Consider the following 17,539-nt stretch of genomic DNA (forward strand, 5'->3'; position numbering starts at 1 on the left):
CTATTAAATGTTGATATTTTAGACGCAACAGAACGAGAATCTAAATGGTTATAACTATTTTTGTTTCACTAAGACATAAACCTATATGAGCGTAGTAAGACACAACTGGACGAAAGAAGAAATTCTAGATATATACAACAAACCTTTAATGGAACTGCTTTACGAAGCAGCAACTATTCACAGAAAACAACACGATCCAAATGTGGTGCAAGTATCTACTTTGTTATCCATTAAAACTGGTGGATGTTCTGAAGATTGTGGTTATTGTCCACAAGCTGCACGTTATCATACAGGTGTTGAAGGCAATGATTTAATGTCAGTTAACCAAGTAAAAGCACAAGCTTTGCATGCTAAAGACAGCGGAAGTTCTCGTGTTTGTATGGGAGCTGCTTGGAGAAATGTAAAAGACGGACCAGAATTTGATCAGGTTTTAGAAATGGTACGTGGTATTAATAAATTAGATATGGAAGTTTGCTGTACATTAGGAATGGTGACGGAAAACCAAGCACAACGTTTGGCAGAAGCTGGTTTATATGCTTACAATCACAACTTAGATTCATCTGAAGAATATTATAAAGAAGTCATTTCTACACGTGGTTATCAAGACCGATTAGATACTATTGATAATGTTCGTAAAACCAACGTTACAGTTTGTTCTGGCGGAATTATTGGAATGGGAGAATCTGCAGAAGATAGAGCAGGAATGTTAGTTGCTTTATCAACCTTAAATCCGCAACCAGAATCTACTCCGATTAATGCCCTAGTTGCTGTTGAAGGAACTCCGTTAGAAGATGAAAAACCTGTAGAAATTTGGGATATGATTCGTATGGTTGCTACAACCAGAATTGTATTACCAGAAACTCAAGTTCGTTTATCAGCCGGAAGAACTCAAATGAGTAGAGAAGGACAAGCTATGTGTTTCTTTGCAGGAGCAAATTCTATTTTTGCAGGAGATAAATTATTGACAACTCCCAATCCTGATGTAAATGAAGACATGAAAATGTTTAAATTATTAGGATTACATCCACAAAAACCATTTACAAAAAAGGTACAACCACAAACGGTTGAAGCTGAATACTCTGAATTTCAATCTTTAGGTGAAAAACCAAAATGGTCGCGACCAGATCATAAGATTGAACGTAACGAGGAAGCAAAACAAAAAGCAAAAACCTTAAAGTAATTCTATTTACAATAAGTAAATTTTAGTAACGTTTTATTAACTTTGACTTACTAAAGTTTTACTGTTGCAATTGAATCTGCAAAACATACCTCGTGTCGAAACCATCACAAAAGCTGATTTCTTAAAACACTATTTTAAGCCACAAAAACCTGTGGTGATAAGACATCTTACAAAAGATTGGCCTGCTTATTCTAAATGGAGTTTAGAGTACATGAAAGACATAGCTGGCGATAAAGCTGTTCCTCTTTACGATGACAGACCTGTAGACTATAAAGATGGTTTTAATGAAGCACATGCCACCATGAAAATGAGTGATTATGTTGACCTACTAAAACGAGAACCCACTAAATACCGTATTTTTCTCTGGAATATCTTAAAAGAAATTCCGCAACTTCAAAAGGACTTTAATTTCCCTGATATTGGACTTAAATTAATGAAAGGCTTACCAATGTTATTTTTTGGAGGAAGAGATTCACACACCTTCATGCACTACGACATTGATTTAGCTAATATTTTTCATTTTCATTTTGAAGGTAAAAAGCAATGTATATTATTCGATCAAAAACAGAGTAAGTATTTATATAAAGTGCCTCACTCATTAATTACGAGGGAAGATATCGATTTCACAAAACCCGATTTTGAAAAATGGCCAGCACTCAAAAATGCTAAAGGTTGGGTTTGTAATTTAAATCATGGTGAAGTCCTTTATATGCCAGAAGGGTATTGGCATTATATGAAATATATTACTCCAGGTTTCTCTATGAGTTTGCGAGCCATGACTAAAAATCCTAAAAACCTTAGTAAGGCAATTTATAATGTATTCTTGATGCGTAATTATGATAACCTAATGCGACGTATAAGAGGGCAAAAATGGATAGATTGGAAAAACAAAAAGGCTGTTATCAATACACATAAGAGTTTTTAATAAATTGACTTCATTTTAAAAACTTATAATATATTTGCCAATTCAAATTTTAGAATAAAAAATATGAAAAATTTAGTTTTAATTATTGCATTAATTTCGGTTTCGTTTGTCAATGCACAAGCATTTGAAGGTAAAGGAGATCAAAAATTTCAGATTGGTGCTAATTTTCAAGATGAAGCAACTGGTATTAATGTGAGCTTTGATTATGGTCTAGGAGATAATATTTCTGTAGGTGTATCGTCATCTTACGCTTTAGGTATTGATGAACGTTTAGATGCTGATTTTGGTGATCGTTTTGATTTAAAAGCAAGGTTTAATGCTAATTTAGGTAATGTCTTAGCTATTGATGAAAACTTTGATGTATATCCAGGTCTTAGTTTAAGTTTAAAGAATTTTGGTGGTCATTTGGGAGCACGTTATTTCTTCTCTGACGGCTTTGGGATATTTACAGAAGCGACATTTCCATTAGCAAAATATAGTAATGATAAAGCAGATATTGGTTATTACATTCACAATCAGTTTGCTTTAAATATTGGCGCTACTTTTAATTTGTAGTCCACCATTTAATAATACTAAAAGTCCCTTTCATTAAATTGAAAGGGACTTTTTTATAGATATTCATTAAGCTTTTCGTAAATCAGATGTGACTCCCAACCTCTATACAATAAATAATCAGCTACCTTTTTTTTCTTTTTATATAGGTTTTTTTCTTTGACTTGGTCAATTCGTTTAATTACAAGTTCGTCAAGAGTTTTATAATAATCATCTAAGTCTATTTCTTTAAGCGCAGTATCAATACTATATTTAGAAATCTCTCTAAATTTCAATTCTCTTAACAATCTGTTTTTTCCCCACTTTTTTATTCTAAACTTCCCTCTTACAAAAGCCTTAGCAAAACGTTCTTCATTGAGATAATTATGTTGAATTAAATGCACAATTATGGTATCAATTGCCTCAGGAATCATTCTCATTTCCTTAAGTTTATTCCTCACCTCTTTATGACAACGCTCTTGATAGGCACAATAGCCTTCAAGCTTTTTTTGTGCTTCATCAACAGTGTATGTTTTACTTAAATCCATGATTTCAAAAATACAATAGAATCCTAAAAATGAAGATTTATTTATAGCTTATGTAATGGATGAAATTAAAAATAACGTTAAGAAATTCCGTATTTAGTCGATATATTCTGTTTTTTACAGGAAATATAGTCGTAAAATATAACAATTTGTTAATAAATACGTATCTTACAAAGTCCTGATATACAACGCTTTTAACGTATATTTGTAGTCAGTTAATCCTTTATTATCCCTATGATTAAAAAGTACTATTTATTATACCTACTCATTTGCTGTGCCGTAACTTTTGGTTATGGGCAGGTATTAAGTGATGACTGTTCAATTTTAACAGGTACTTGGACTTTTAATAGCGTAACTCAGAATAGTGGTTATTGGCTTTTAGACAACAACTCAGATTATGTCATAAGTGAACCTTTCGGTGCTTATGATAATTTAGTATTGACTTCTAATTTGAGGTCTTTTGGAGGAGGTGGAGATCCAGATTGTACGATAGAAATATCAGATGATGGTGGTTCAACTTGGACCGCAGGATCTATTACTTATACTAGTTTGGCGAATAGTTATTTAAATTATGTATATAATATTGGTACTCTTGCTGGAACAAATAACAGAATTAGATGGCGAAGATCAGCTGGTGTAGAAGGTCTAAGAGTTAATACAATTACTTTAACAGGTACTACTATTGGTGCAGGTTCCAATGATTCTGATATAATTGCTGTTGCATCCTCCGAATCAGCAACAATTTCTAGCACAATTAATGATACAGTTCCTTTAACAATTACTGATGGAATGCAGGTTTGGCAATTCACAATTAGAGATGGTGGAGCTTCTTCTCCAGATTCAGATAATTTAAGTACCATTCTTACAGATTTAACATTTGCTCAAGGTACTGGTAACCAAGTGACCACATGGACTGATGCTATTGAAACAATTGCATTGTTTGATGGCTCAACTTTTATCGCTACAGGAACTGTGATAGCAAATCAAATACAGTTTACTGGTATGAACGTTGATGTTGCCGATGATACACAAACCACATTAACGGTTCGCCTTTCATTACAATGTCCTCTCGGTGCTGACGCTTTTGACAATGAAGACTTTGTGTTTTCATTAAGTAATGCGAATACAACTTTTTCTTCTTCAGGATCTGGAAAAGCAACATTCTCAGCTATAACGTCAGCAAATGGTGAAAATAGAATTGATATTGCAGCTTCTGAACTTGAGTTTACAAGTCAGCCTACTACTACAGGAATTAACGCACCAATGAATGATGTTGTTGTCTCTGCTTTAGACGCATGTGGTAACATTGATACCGATTTTTCAGGCACTGTAAGTTTAACAAGTACAGGAACTATGACAGGTTCTCCCTTAATGATGTCAATGTCTTCAGGCGAAGTTACATTTGTTGGTATTGTGCATACAGCAGTTGCAACCAATAGAACCATGACTGCTTCAGCGACTGGAGTTTCAAATATTATCAGTTCTACATTCGACATCACTAATGTAACAACTTTAAATCCTGGAGATTTAGCAATTTTAGCGGTTAATACAGATTATGATTCTTCAGGTTCAATTTCTGGTGATAGAATCTCCTTTGTCATCTTCAAAGATATTACCGTAAACACAGAAATTTACCTAACTGACAATGGATATGAAAGGCGCTATACGGATCGTTGGGGAAGTTCAGAAGGTGTAATACGGATTAGAAGAACAGGTTCAACTTTACCAGCTGGCTCTATTATAACTATAGAAGCAACAAACTCAGGAAATATAACTAGTGGTTCGCACTATGATGTTTACACTTGTGGTGTTGTAGATACAAATTGGAATAAATGGGCACTTTCCGGATCAGGTATTGGTGGTTTTAATATGAACAATAACGATGATATTTGGATTATGCAAGGTGGTGCATGGACTAACAGTATAAATACTACTGGGCAAGGTTCAGCGTGTACTGGTATTGCCACAGACACATGGCAAAACAGCCAATATAGTGGCACTGTGCTTTATGGCTGGACAGAAAGCGGATGGGATGCAACCGCTGGTGGCTGCTCTGGAGACACAAGATGGTCTTCACTTTACCCAACGTTAGAGTGCTTTAATACTGTGGCTCCTTTGAGTAGTGGTAAGGTAAAATTTGATGACCCTATTAATCCAGATTTTTCTACAACCACTAACGGTAGAATAGATTGGATTGCCTTAATAAATGACGAGGTTAATTGGAATACTTACGCCTCAAATACAGATTATGATAATGCTGCACTAGGTTATGATTATAAATTAAACACTACTTGTAGCGCAGTTATAATCGCAACTACTGGATATGTAAATGGGAAATGGACTGGACGCGAAGATAGCAACTGGTTTTATTGTGCTAACTGGGATACTTTTGCTGTGCCTGATGAAACTGTTGATGTTTTAATTGAAGATCATCCAACTTATAACAATCATGCTAATGTAGATGCAACAGCTACTTATGCTAATAATTATGGCAATATTGCTAAATCAAGAAATTTAACCATTACTGGTGAAAAAGTCGAGATTTCTGGTAGCATTAATAATATTCTCGAAGTACACGGAAATTTATTAATTGATAATACTAGTACTGGTTCAATAGATATGGACGATGGCAATGCAGGAACTGCAGATGGCCAACTTTTTATCACTGGAAACTGGACAAATGGACGAAGCGAAACTGCTTTCAATGAAGGTAATGGAACAGTAATATTTAATGGAATAGCTATTCAAAGCATTGCTTATGGTGGACCACCTATTCCACCCGGACCTTTAGAATCTGAAATTTTTTATAACGTTATTTTAGATAATGATTTTGATATAGGTTTTGGAGATCGTACACTTTACATAAATGGTGATTTAACAATTAATAGCTCTAGGTCATTAACAGTCCAATCTAACCAATATGTGTATGTTGGAAATATAGTAACTAATCTAGGTGATTTTACTTTAGAAGATAGTGCCTCATTAGTTCAATTTAATGATGTCAATAACGTAGGAAACCTAACAGTAAAACGCAATTCTTATGTTGAAACTTATGATTATGTCTATTGGTCATCACCTGTTTCTGGTTTTAATACTGATGATTTATTTACGTCCTCAAGTACCTATATTTATAGTTGGGATCCAACTATGAACAATATTCCATTTGGTGGAACTGGTCAAGGTTATTGGGTGTCAGCCATTAATACTACTATGGTTGAAGGTAGAGGTTATATTTCAAGAGCACCAACCTATGGTTCCATAACTTTAGATGAAACTGTTTTCGAAAATGGGATACCAAATAACGGAAATGTTAATCTTAATATATCTAGAGGAACAAATGCAGGAAGCGACAACGATGATTGGAATTTATTAGGAAATCCTTATCCATCATCAATTTCTGCAATGGCCTTTTTAACAGCAAATACAAATCTAGATGGTTTTGTTAATCTTTGGACGCATGGTATAGCTCCTCTCGACACAGAACCTGACCCTTTTTATGAGAATAATGCTGGATTTAATTATGACCCTGACGATTACATAGCAGCAAATGGTACAGCTACAACATGTAGTCCAAATGATAATCTGGTTTGTTTTGACGGATATATCGCTTCTGGACAAAGCTTTATGGTAAATACTATTGATGGTGCAGCTTCATCTACATTACCTATTTCGTTTACAAATGCCATGAGGAGTAGAGATTTTGAAAATTCAAATTTCTTTAGATCTTCTAATCCAGAAACTAATGACAATACTCCTTCTGAAGAAGAAAAAAATAGAATTTGGTTAGATTTAGCTTCAGATAATACTGGTGTAGACAGAGTTGTATTAGGGTATGTTTCTAATGCTACTAATCAAAGAGACAGGCTTTATGATGCTATTTCTTCAAATAAAGAAGGTGTTCAGAATTTCTATTCTATTATAGATTCAAAACTTTTTGTTATTCAAGGAAGAAGTTTACCTTTTACTGATACCGATGTTATTCCTTTAGGTTTTAATAGTGTCGCTGAAGACAATTACACTATTGCTATTAATGCGGTTGATGGATTATTTTACAATCAAACAATCTTTTTAATAGACAACGCTTTAGGTTTTATTCATAATCTAACTACAAACCCTTACACATTTAACTCTGAAATAGGCGAATTCAACAATCGTTTTGAAATTGTATTTAGAGCTGATGCACTTTCAATTGATGAAGAAGATTATGATCTAAATGACTTCACTATAAACGAGTTAGATAATGACTATGTAAAATTTAGCACTAACAGTGCTTTGACTATAGAAACAATCACCATATTCGACCTCTTAGGAAAGCGATTATATCACTTTAAAGGAGAAAACAGCACAGAAACGTATTTGCTTTCTAATCTTAGTGATAATATCTACATTGCCGAAGTTAAATTATCTAATGGATCTACAGTTATAAGAAAGGCTTTAAAATTCTAGAGTTCGGCACATAGTTACCAACTTATAGCACTATTTTGTCCTACTGATATCATTTCGTTGTAATTCTTAGATTTTTTATTACATTTATTTTAATTAATTAGTTAAATCTTAGCGATTTAACCTTCATTACAGCCTTATTTAAGGTATTTATGAAGTTAAATTTTAGTGTTATGAAAAGGATACCCTACATATTTTTTTTCTTAATAGCCTCATATATTGGCTTTAGTCAAACCACTTTAGCTGTTGGCGATATTGTTATTACTGGTGTAAATTCAGATGATACTTTATCAGATGAATTTTCTTTTGTTTTACTTACAGATGTTGTTACTAGTACAGTAATAAGTTTTACTGATATAGGCTGGTCAACAGGTTTAGGAAGATTTAGAACAGGTCCAGGAGTACCAGGTGGTGCTGAAGGTGTTTTAACTTGGACAGCGACATCAGACTTATCATGTGGAACAGAAATAGTTATTACTTCAGACCCAGGAACTAATACATCTAATTATTATACCACATCAGGAACTATTGTTGAGAGTGATGGTGGTTTTGGGTTTAGCCCAAACCAAGACCAAATTATAATTTACCAAGGAACTCATGTATCTCCAACAATTCTTTACGCTATACATTTTGGTTCTGCTGTAGTTAATGTTGGTTGGTCAGAAGGAACTAACGCAGCTACATCAGCAGTTCCACCTAGTTTGGTCGATGGTGAAAGTGCTATTTATATTGGTAATTATAGAAGCGGTAGTTATAACTGTACCGTAAAAAGTGGTACAGATTTAGTATATCATTTGGTTGCCGATACAGCTTATTGGGATTTACAAAATTCATCAAATCTAACTATGGGTGGCTGTACATATACATGCTGCTCAACTATAGCTACATGGACAAGTGGAGCATGGGTTGGAACTCCAACAAGTAGTGCAACTGTAATAATTGACGATGATTATGACACTTCAATTGGTGTCGCTGGTGAAACCAGTTTTAGTGCTTGCAGTATGATAATCAACTCAACTTATACTTTAACTATTGCAGATGGTGACCATGTTTCCGTTGAAAATGATGTTATAAATGATGGAACTATTGTTATTAATCCAGAAGGTTCTTTTGTTCAAACTAGTGATGATCATGTATTTTTATTGCATGAATCGGGTAGTGCTTCTGCAGAAAAATTGACAGCACCATCTAATGACTGGTATGAATACACGTATTGGAGTTCTCCTGTTGAAAATGAAACTATTAGTAATGCTTTGGCGAATTCAAACCCAAATGGACGTTACGTATATAATGCGGAATACTACAGAGATTCGACATTTGAAAACTTGAATGATAATACGACATCAGTTGGTGCAGGTATAGATGATATTGATGATACAGCACCTTACGATTGGAATATTGCTTCTGCCACTATGACTCCTGGATTTGGGTATGCTTCTAACCATGATCCAAGTACATTTTCTGGCACACCTAATTGTCCAGGTCCTTTATGTCGTATAAAATATACATTTTCTGGAGCATTTAATAACGGATCTATTACTGTTCCTGTGTACAGAAATGATACGGAAATGGGGGATAATAATTGGAACTTAATAGGAAATCCATACCCATCTGCAATTGATGCCGATCTTTTTTTAGCAACAAATTCAGGAATAATAGATGAAACTATTTCAGAATCTACACCTATTATTGAAGGAGCAATTTATTTATGGTCTCAAAATACAGCTGAGTCCGTTTCAGCTAATGGAAATGAAATCGAAAACTTTTCGCAAGCAGATTATGCTATTATAAATGGTACAGGTCAAACTGCAGCGCAAGATAATGGTGGTGATTCTACTGTTCCGGATAGATATATTCCTTCTGGCCAGGCGTTCTTTATCTCAATGAATAATGCCGCTACTTCAACGCAAGTATTACCCACTCCTGTAGTAGGTGAAGATATTCAAACCGCTGATGTTACATTTAATAACGCTATGCGTGTCACGGGAAACAATACCCAGTTTTTTAGAGACGGAAATACTGACAATAAACTATGGGTAAATCTAACTTCGGATAATGGAATCTTTAGTCAAGTTTTAGTGGGTTATTTAAACAACACTACTGATGGCTACGATGGCATGTCTTATGACGCTCCAAGAAATGCTTCTGTGAATGTGAATTCGGTTATTTATACTACAATACCTAATGTAGAGAAGAAATTTACTATTCAAGGTAAAGACTCAAATAGCCTTTCTCAAGATGAAATAATTCCTCTTGGTTTTTATACCTCAATAAATGAAGCAACGTTATACACCTTGTCATTAGACCAAATAGAAGGTTCGTATTTAAACAGTAATCCTGTTTATATTAAAGATAATGTATTAACTACTTTGCATAACCTTAAAGACTCAGATTATACATTCACATCTGAAACTGGAGAATTCAATGAGCGTTTTGAAATTGTATTTAGAGCTGATGCTCTTTCTATTTATGACCATAGTCTTAATTCTAATGACTTAACTATTACAGAACTTTCAAATGGAGATGTGCAAATCACAATCAATTCTACTAATCTTATCATCGCTAATGTAGAAATTTTAGATATTACGGGAAGACAAGTTTATAATCTTATAGGTCATAGTTCAACTGAAGTATATGAGTTATCTGAGTTAAGCAAAGCTCCATATATTGCAAAAGTGAGGTTATCTAATGGACAAGTGATTAGTAAAAAGACTATTAAACAACGCTAAAAGTCTCTATTGGGTTTAAGATTCTGAAACAAGTTCAGAATGACAAAAACCTGAAACTATAGATGATTTATAGTGAATACTTTATAGCTAAAATTAAGTTTCTTCCTGCTGCTGTAATTCCAGAAGAATAGGGTCTGTAACGTTGATCTGTTATATTCTCTAAACTCGCTGTTATACTCAGTTTATCATTATACTGATATTGTGTTCTTAGATTAAGAGTCAGCCATGACGGAGCATAAGGGTTTCCATCTTTATCTAGAGCATATATATAATCTTTAGAAATTTCGGAAGGTGACAGTTGATTAAACGACAAGGCGTTGTTATAAATTAAAAAGGCATCAAATAACAGCCTATCTTTTTTCCAAATTAAATGTGTTCTCCCGAAATTTGGTGCCACATGTCTAATTGGAACTTCAACACCATCATTGTCTTCCGTACCTCCAATAATATTATATTGTGATCGTAATTTTAATTGATCTGTGAGATTAACTTCTATACCAGCCTCAAACCCATAAATCCATGCTTTAGATGCATTTTGTATTGCCTGGACTGTACTTAACTCACCATCGTAAACAATTTCGGTTTCACCATTTATTTCAAAATCTCTTCGGATTAAAGCATTGTCTAAAAACGTATAATAGGTTGCTAAATCTAAAATGACTTTATCATCAAAATTCAATTTTAAACCTAATTCACCTCCATAAGCATATTCAGCTTTTAAAGCTTTATTTGGCACAACTACAGAACCAGGTTCTGAGTCAAACACTTTTCCTATATCATCAATATTAGGCGCTCTAAATGCTGTTGAAGCATTCAACTTCCATTGAATCATATCACTTGGTGACCAAGTTATGCCAGCAGTACCAGTTAATGCTCCTGTATTTACTTTGGCATCATTAAAAGGAAGATTTAAAAACACATTGTTCTCTGTGAAATCGGCATTAGCAATGACCTGATTGTACCTCAAACCTGATTGAAAAACAAATTTACTATTGGGTTTATATTTAAGACTTGTATAAGCTGCAATAGATTGCCAAGTTGAACCATTTGGATAACGCGTTACGTTTGGAACACTTGTATTCGTATCTATATTTTCATCTTTCCCTTCGGAGCCTACTGTATTATAAAGATATTCTACACCATAATAGATCGTTGTTTTAGGATGAATCTTTTTCTCTAAATCTAAATTAAAAGAAATGGCATCTACATTTTCTTCTCTCATTTGTCGTAACGAAGATTGAAAATCTCTATCTCTTCTACTCTCTACAAAGTTTTGATAGGCAACTGTGACTTGTATCTTATCATACAAATTAGAGCTACTACTCACTTTAGTTAACTGTAAGTTACCCATAAACCACTGTTGAGGACCATATTCCCATTCAGCAGAACGAAGCGATTCTTCACCTGGTCTTATCAATCTATCATATCTAGGATAATCTGAAGTGGTTGTATAGTATAATCCCATATCAAAATTCAAATTATCAGAAGGTTCATAACGCACTTTCTGCATTAAGTTAACCTGACTATAAGCTGTTGGTTTTTGAATCTGAGGATCTGAGTTAGTTACAATTACATCTTCTCCATTTTGCCTTATTACATACTCTGACCTTAGATAATCGCTTGGCCCATTGCTTCCCATCCTTAAATCATCAAAATCTGTGTAGCTCACATTAGTTAAAAACGCCCATTTCTTATAGCCTAAATTCAAATCAAAGTGCCCTGTCTTTTCGGTATTAGTACTCGCATATCTTACCAAAGCGTTACCGCTTAAATACAACTCATCTTTATAAGACAATTGTGGTTTCTTTGTATAAAAACTCATTACACCACCAATGGCATCACTTCCATAAACTACTGAACCTGCACCAAGTGTGACTTCCGTATTCTGAATGGATAAAGGATCTACAGATATTACATTTTGAAGATTTCCTCCTCTAAAAATGGCATTATTCATCCTAACTCCATCAACTGTGATTAAAAGCCTATTAGTAGAAAAACCTCTAATCATAGGACTACCACCTCCTAATTGACTTTTCTGAATATAAATATTCCCTGTGCCTTCTAATAAATCTGCACTAGTTTGTGGATTGGCAAGTGCTATTTCATTGGCATTAATACTAACTATAGTTTGAGGAATATCACGTTTGCTTTGTTCAAATCTTGAAGCTGATATTACAATTTGATTTAAACTTTCAACTTTAAGGGCTAAATGAATATTATTGTTTTTTTCAGCAATTTCAAGTTTCCTAAATTGTACTTTTTCATATAAGAGGTTCTGAAAATATATGATCTCGCGACCGTTAAAGATATTTATTTTAGCCTTTCCATTAATATCTGTAATGACATATTTAGTTTTCTTTAAATTGTATAAGGCAACACCAGGAATAGGCTCATTAGTACCCTCCTCTAATACAGTAATGGTCTGAGAAAACACCATTTGTATAAAAAGAAACAAAACAACACTAAAAATGATATTACATTTCACTTTATCCACATCTTCATTAAAATCGTTTCGTAAAATTGGCTTAATGAAATACGTCGTTAAGCACCTGTAATGATTTAGGCTTTTTAAAACTGCCCAAATGTAATTCAAAATAATACAATAACATATTTAAAAATTCTTGTCTTTGTTTTGCATTTATTTTCACACTATTTAAAGCATCAAAATTTATGCCCAATAGACGTTTTAGTAGTGTTAAATTTTCGCCAGCAATTGAATATATTCCATTACTTGAAGCTTCAAAAACACCCGATTCTAAATTAAAATACGGATAGTCGGTACTTAAATTCTCTGGTTGAAACCCTAAGTAACGTGTCAGCTTTAAAAGAAATAATAAATGAAAATTAGAAAAGTGATTTTCACTATCTAGATACTGTAACGCAGTCTCAATATAATTGTATAAATCCTCATTTTTTTCTTCCTCTTTAAGAACATTCGAAAGGATTTCGGATAAGAATAAAACTATGGCACTCTTATATATATTAGTGTGAAGACTTTTATATATATAATTGGGTTTTACTTCTTTTATTGAATGAAGAGATTGGTTGGGTTTGTAATTTTCTTCTATTTGAAGTTGCGATAATGCTTGAAAATAAACGGTTTTAGTATGACCTTTTTTAGACTTTAAAACACCTCTTAAAATATAGCTTACTACGCCTCGCTGTTGTGTATAGCACTTTACAATAAGATCGTAATCTCTATACTTAAATTTTGAAAGAACAATGCTATTGTTTTTAGTGAGCATGTTTTATCTAACTATAAGAATCTTTATCACTTTAGTTTCAAAAGAATCTAAATCTGAAATCATCGCTAAATACACACCTGTTCTTACTACGTTATTCCCTAAGTTTTTACCATTCCAAATGGCTGTGCCACCATCTATAGCAAAATTATAACTAGCATTAGACGATCTTAAGTTTACATTAGACTGCGCTTCTGCAACTAGATTCCCTTCAATATCGGTAATCTTAATATTTACACTATCAGTAAGTCCACTAATTTTAATGCCTTTATTCACATCATTAAGGTCATTAAACCCAAGTACATTATACTCTGGTCTAACTGGGTTTGGGTATACAAATGCTTTGTCTAAAGTTTCTTCGGGCTTAGAGCCTCCCGCTCTAAAAGATAATAACCCTTTATTTGTAGCTATATAAACAATTCCATTATCTGAGTCTATTGAGATATCATTAATTGTATTAGATGGCAATGGCGAATTATCTTTTGTAAAATGATAAATTGTGTTTTGACCATCTGAAGAAAAATAAAAAATACCAGAATCTGCAGTGCCAACCCATTTGTTATTTGAACCATCTACTTTAATGTCTGTAATAGATTGATCATCTAATAACTCTTTTGGTATACCATCTTCTAATATGATTATTGCTCTTAAGATTGGGTTTGGATCATCATAAAAACCACTAGTATTAAATAACACCCTTAAACCATTAGTTGTACCAATCCATAATTGATTTCTATTGTCTAGTGCTAAAGTTGTAAATCGTGTGAAAGGAGGTACGCCTTGCTCTTCAGAATTAATATTTCTTATAGGATTATTCGCAATGTTTTCATTGTAAGCAATTAATCCATTAGCATAAGCTCCAATCCATTTAGTTCCGTTGTTATCAATCTCCATATCAAAGAATCCGTTTTCAGAACTTGGAGGATCAATTAAATCTAAAAAGCTATAAGCTTGCCAAGATCCGGTAATGGGATCATACGATTTTAATGGTCTTTCTACAAAACTTGTCAAAGTCCATAACAGACCGTTTCTATCAAACTCTGTAGCAGATACTCTTATATCTATATAATTTGGATTATTTGGTAATACAAGAGATTCTAATCCACTATTAGTTTGATTTAATAAAATTGAAGGTTCAAAATCATTGAATTCTAACAAACCATGAAAAAAAGAGCTTATAAAAACCTGGTTGGGATTGAAAATATTAGGTGTAATCTCGTTTAGTTCTCTTGTACCTAGTAGGCTATCAAAAGGTATGTTCTCCCAAACATCATCATATAGATAACTTATTCCTTTAGCAGTAAGTGGATATGGGTTAAGTGCCTCTGTATATTGTCCATAGGTTGCCCAAACGGTCCCAGTCGTTGCATCTAATCTAAAAATATCATTTTCTAAGGGCCCATTTGGTCTAATTTCGGAATACTCTCCATCACCATTAATTTGAACCTTTAGTACTCCATAGTCCTTAGTGCCTATATAAATAAAATCATCTAATTGAGTTACAGAAGTAAAACTTGTATCAAATGTTTCTGTTGGCTGAAAACTATTTACTAATTGAATATTTTCATCATATATATAAATTGTATTTGTCGTGGTAAATAATAAATTAGACTCTGTTACTTCAGAATTGACAGGCAACAAATTAAAAGTTAATAACGTTGTTATTGCCGATTGGTCAATCTCATATAAAACTCTATTAGACCTTACGGAATAGACTTTATTATTTAGAGTATCCATGGTGTAATAATTACCTCCAATCAGAGTTTGCCATTGCTGAAAATCAATTAGGTTTGGGTTATTCAAATCTGCTTTTTTAATCCCATTATTATTTAAGCAAGCTGCATAAATTTCATTATTATAAACAGAGACTTGCTTTACAGTAATTTGAGAACCACCATTACCTAAAAAATAAGTGTCACCAAATTCTAACCGTTCTAAATCATAAACAGATATTCCATAATCTGTAGAAATATAAACCAAACCTTCATTCTCATAAAAATGATTAATACGCTTATTATCTGGTGTAATATTCTGTTTCTCTATAATATCAACAACCGACAATACGGATTGATCGCTATCTGAATACACTTCTATTAAACCTGTTTGGTAACCAATTAACAAAATTTGATATACTCCACTATAGTAGATTGTAGTGATCTCTTGCCCTGATAAACCATCTACTGTGGTAATTGTATTTATTTCGTTTGTAAGAGTGTCATATTCAAACACCACATTTTGAGCCGCACCATATATTTTGTCTTGTCCTACACATACGTCATTTACTTCTAGATACGAAAAATGACCTTCCCATAGATTAGAAAATTCTTGCGAAAAATTAAATTGAAACCATAGAATAAAACTAAAAAGTATAAGTGTTTTAACAATTTTCATCAGTTGCCATTATTGCATTTATGAGAAGAACCAAAAATAACATAATTTATTGTAATTTTGGTTACAATTAATACACTCACATGCTATTTAGCAGTACTGCTTTTTTGTTTTTCTTTCTACCAATTACATTATTTGTTTATTTTATTTCTCCTAAAAAATTAAAGAATTTTGTGCTTCTGTTGTTTAGTTTAGTCTTCTATTCTTGGGGAGAAGGAACAATGGTTTTACTTATACTATTATCTGCATTGATAGATTATTCTTGTGCAATACTTATAAATAGTGGTCAGAAAAAATTAGGGCTTATATGCTCTTTAATTTTTAACTTAGGTATCTTAATTTACTTTAAATATGCTAATTTTATTTTCGAAAATGTCAACACCCTTTTTATTAATTTAGATTTAAAAAGTGCAACCTCTATTCAACTTACTAATATTGCTCTGCCTATTGGAATAAGCTTTTTTAATTTTCAAACTATGTCTTATACTATAGATGTATACAGAGGAAAGGTTAAAGCCAATAAAAAATTTATAGACTTCGCGATGTATGTTGCTTTTTTTCCACAACTTATAGCTGGCCCAATAGTTAGGTACACGGAAATTAAAGATGAATTAACTAATAGAAAACCAAATATCACTCAGTTCTCTCAAGGTGTTGAACGCTTTATAATTGGTCTTTCAAAAAAAATGATAATTGCTAATAATTGTGGGTTTTTGGCTGATGGCATGTTTAGCTTATCTAATAACGATTTGTCTATGAGTATGGCATGACTTGGGCTATTAGCTTATACTTTTCAAATTTATTTCGATTTTTCTGGATATTCTGATATGGCTATTGGATTAGGTAAAATGTTTGGTTTTAGTTTTCCCGAAAACTTTAATTATCCATACATATCAAAATCAGTAAGAGAATTTTGGAGGCGCTGACATATTACACTTTCTAACTGGTTTAAAGATTATCTCTATATCTCTTTAGGTGGTAATAGACTAGGAAACACACAAACCTACATTAACCTAATTATAGTATTTTTTATAACTGGCCTATAGCATGGCGCTAGTTGGACTTTTATTTTATGGGGGCTTTTTCATGGATTCTTCCTTATTCTTGAGCGTTTCAAATTACAAGAATTACTCAATAAAATACCTCTAGTTTTTTCACACACATATCTGTTATTTATTGTTATGCTTTCTTGGGTGCTTTTTAGATGCGATCCCATAACTCATGCCCTAAATTATTATAAAGCACTTTTCACATTTTCAAAATCCATTAATACAGATTATCTCAACTTTTATTTAACTGCTGAAAGCGTTATTGGCCTTGCATTAGCAATCTTGTTTTCAATACCAATTCATAAAGTCTTGGTGCGTTTAAAAACCATCAACATAAATTTTAAGCTAACATTAAAAGTAACAGCACTAGTATTACTATTTGTTTTAAATATGTTTTATGTAGCTAGTGAAAATTATAACCCATTCATTTATTTTAGATTTTGATTAAAAAAACAAAATATCATTTCTCAAAACTAGTGAGTATACTTTTTTTACTCGCTATAACAT

10 protein-coding genes are annotated in these 17,539 nt (G+C 32.8%); 6 read left to right on the forward strand and 4 right to left on the reverse strand.

Annotation, left to right across the window (positions count from 1 at the left end; genetic code table 11):
• The first annotated feature begins 85 nt into the window (after positions 1–85).
• The 3 genes from bioB to QZZ53_RS09915 all read left to right on the forward strand — a co-directional run bounded on the left by bioB (position 86) and on the right by QZZ53_RS09915 (position 2,660).
• Entirely contained in the window at positions 86–1,180 is a 1,095-nt protein-coding gene (gene bioB / locus QZZ53_RS09905) for a biotin synthase BioB (protein ID WP_296384116.1), read from the forward strand.
• Between the two features lie 64 nt (positions 1,181–1,244).
• Positions 1,245–2,105 (forward strand): cupin-like domain-containing protein, encoded by an 861-nt coding sequence (locus QZZ53_RS09910; protein ID WP_296384118.1) that lies wholly within the window; start codon positions 1,245–1,247, stop codon positions 2,103–2,105.
• Between the two features lie 63 nt (positions 2,106–2,168).
• Positions 2,169–2,660 carry a DUF6646 family protein gene (locus QZZ53_RS09915; RefSeq protein ID WP_296384120.1) on the forward strand — a complete coding sequence of 164 codons (492 nt, stop codon included), beginning with the start codon at positions 2,169–2,171 and terminating at the stop codon, positions 2,658–2,660.
• 53 nt (positions 2,661–2,713) lie between these two features.
• Here QZZ53_RS09915 and QZZ53_RS09920 read toward each other — a convergent pair whose 3' ends face one another.
• Positions 2,714–3,184 carry a regulatory protein RecX gene (locus tag QZZ53_RS09920; protein ID WP_296384122.1) on the reverse strand — a complete coding sequence of 157 codons (471 nt, stop codon included), beginning with the start codon at positions 3,182–3,184 and terminating at the stop codon, positions 2,714–2,716.
• Positions 3,185–3,415: 231 nt separating this feature from the next.
• Between QZZ53_RS09920 and QZZ53_RS09925 the strand changes: the two genes are divergently transcribed.
• Together QZZ53_RS09925 and QZZ53_RS09930 are read left to right on the forward strand one after the other, a co-directional pair.
• Positions 3,416–7,627, forward strand: a complete 4,212-nt coding sequence (locus QZZ53_RS09925; RefSeq protein WP_296384124.1) for a hypothetical protein — start codon at positions 3,416–3,418, stop codon at positions 7,625–7,627.
• Between the two features lie 170 nt (positions 7,628–7,797).
• Positions 7,798–10,353 carry a hypothetical protein gene (locus QZZ53_RS09930; protein ID WP_296384128.1) on the forward strand — a complete coding sequence of 852 codons (2,556 nt, stop codon included), beginning with the start codon at positions 7,798–7,800 and terminating at the stop codon, positions 10,351–10,353.
• A gap of 67 nt (positions 10,354–10,420) precedes the next feature.
• Here the strand turns inward: QZZ53_RS09930 and QZZ53_RS09935 are convergent, their stop codons facing one another.
• The 3 genes from QZZ53_RS09935 to QZZ53_RS09945 form a co-directional block, all read right to left on the reverse strand.
• Complete coding sequence (locus QZZ53_RS09935) at positions 10,421–12,790, reverse strand: TonB-dependent receptor (protein ID WP_296384134.1); 2,370 nt, start codon at positions 12,788–12,790, stop codon at positions 10,421–10,423.
• A gap of 88 nt (positions 12,791–12,878) precedes the next feature.
• On the reverse strand, positions 12,879–13,598 hold the full coding sequence (recO, locus tag QZZ53_RS09940) for a DNA repair protein RecO (protein WP_296384130.1): 720 nt from the start codon (positions 13,596–13,598) through the stop codon (positions 12,879–12,881).
• A 3-nt stretch (positions 13,599–13,601) separates the two neighbouring features.
• Positions 13,602–15,986 (reverse strand): ABC transporter substrate-binding protein, encoded by a 2,385-nt coding sequence (locus tag QZZ53_RS09945; protein WP_296384131.1) that lies wholly within the window; start codon positions 15,984–15,986, stop codon positions 13,602–13,604.
• Positions 15,987–16,066: 80 nt separating this feature from the next.
• Between QZZ53_RS09945 and QZZ53_RS09950 the strand changes: the two genes are divergently transcribed.
• Complete coding sequence (locus QZZ53_RS09950) at positions 16,067–16,753, forward strand: hypothetical protein (RefSeq protein ID WP_296384132.1); 687 nt, start codon at positions 16,067–16,069, stop codon at positions 16,751–16,753.
• Positions 16,754–17,539 lie beyond the last annotated feature (786 nt).

The organism is Winogradskyella sp., assembly GCF_016744625.1.
In the GTDB taxonomy this organism is placed as follows: Bacteria; Bacteroidota; Bacteroidia; order Flavobacteriales; family Flavobacteriaceae; genus Winogradskyella.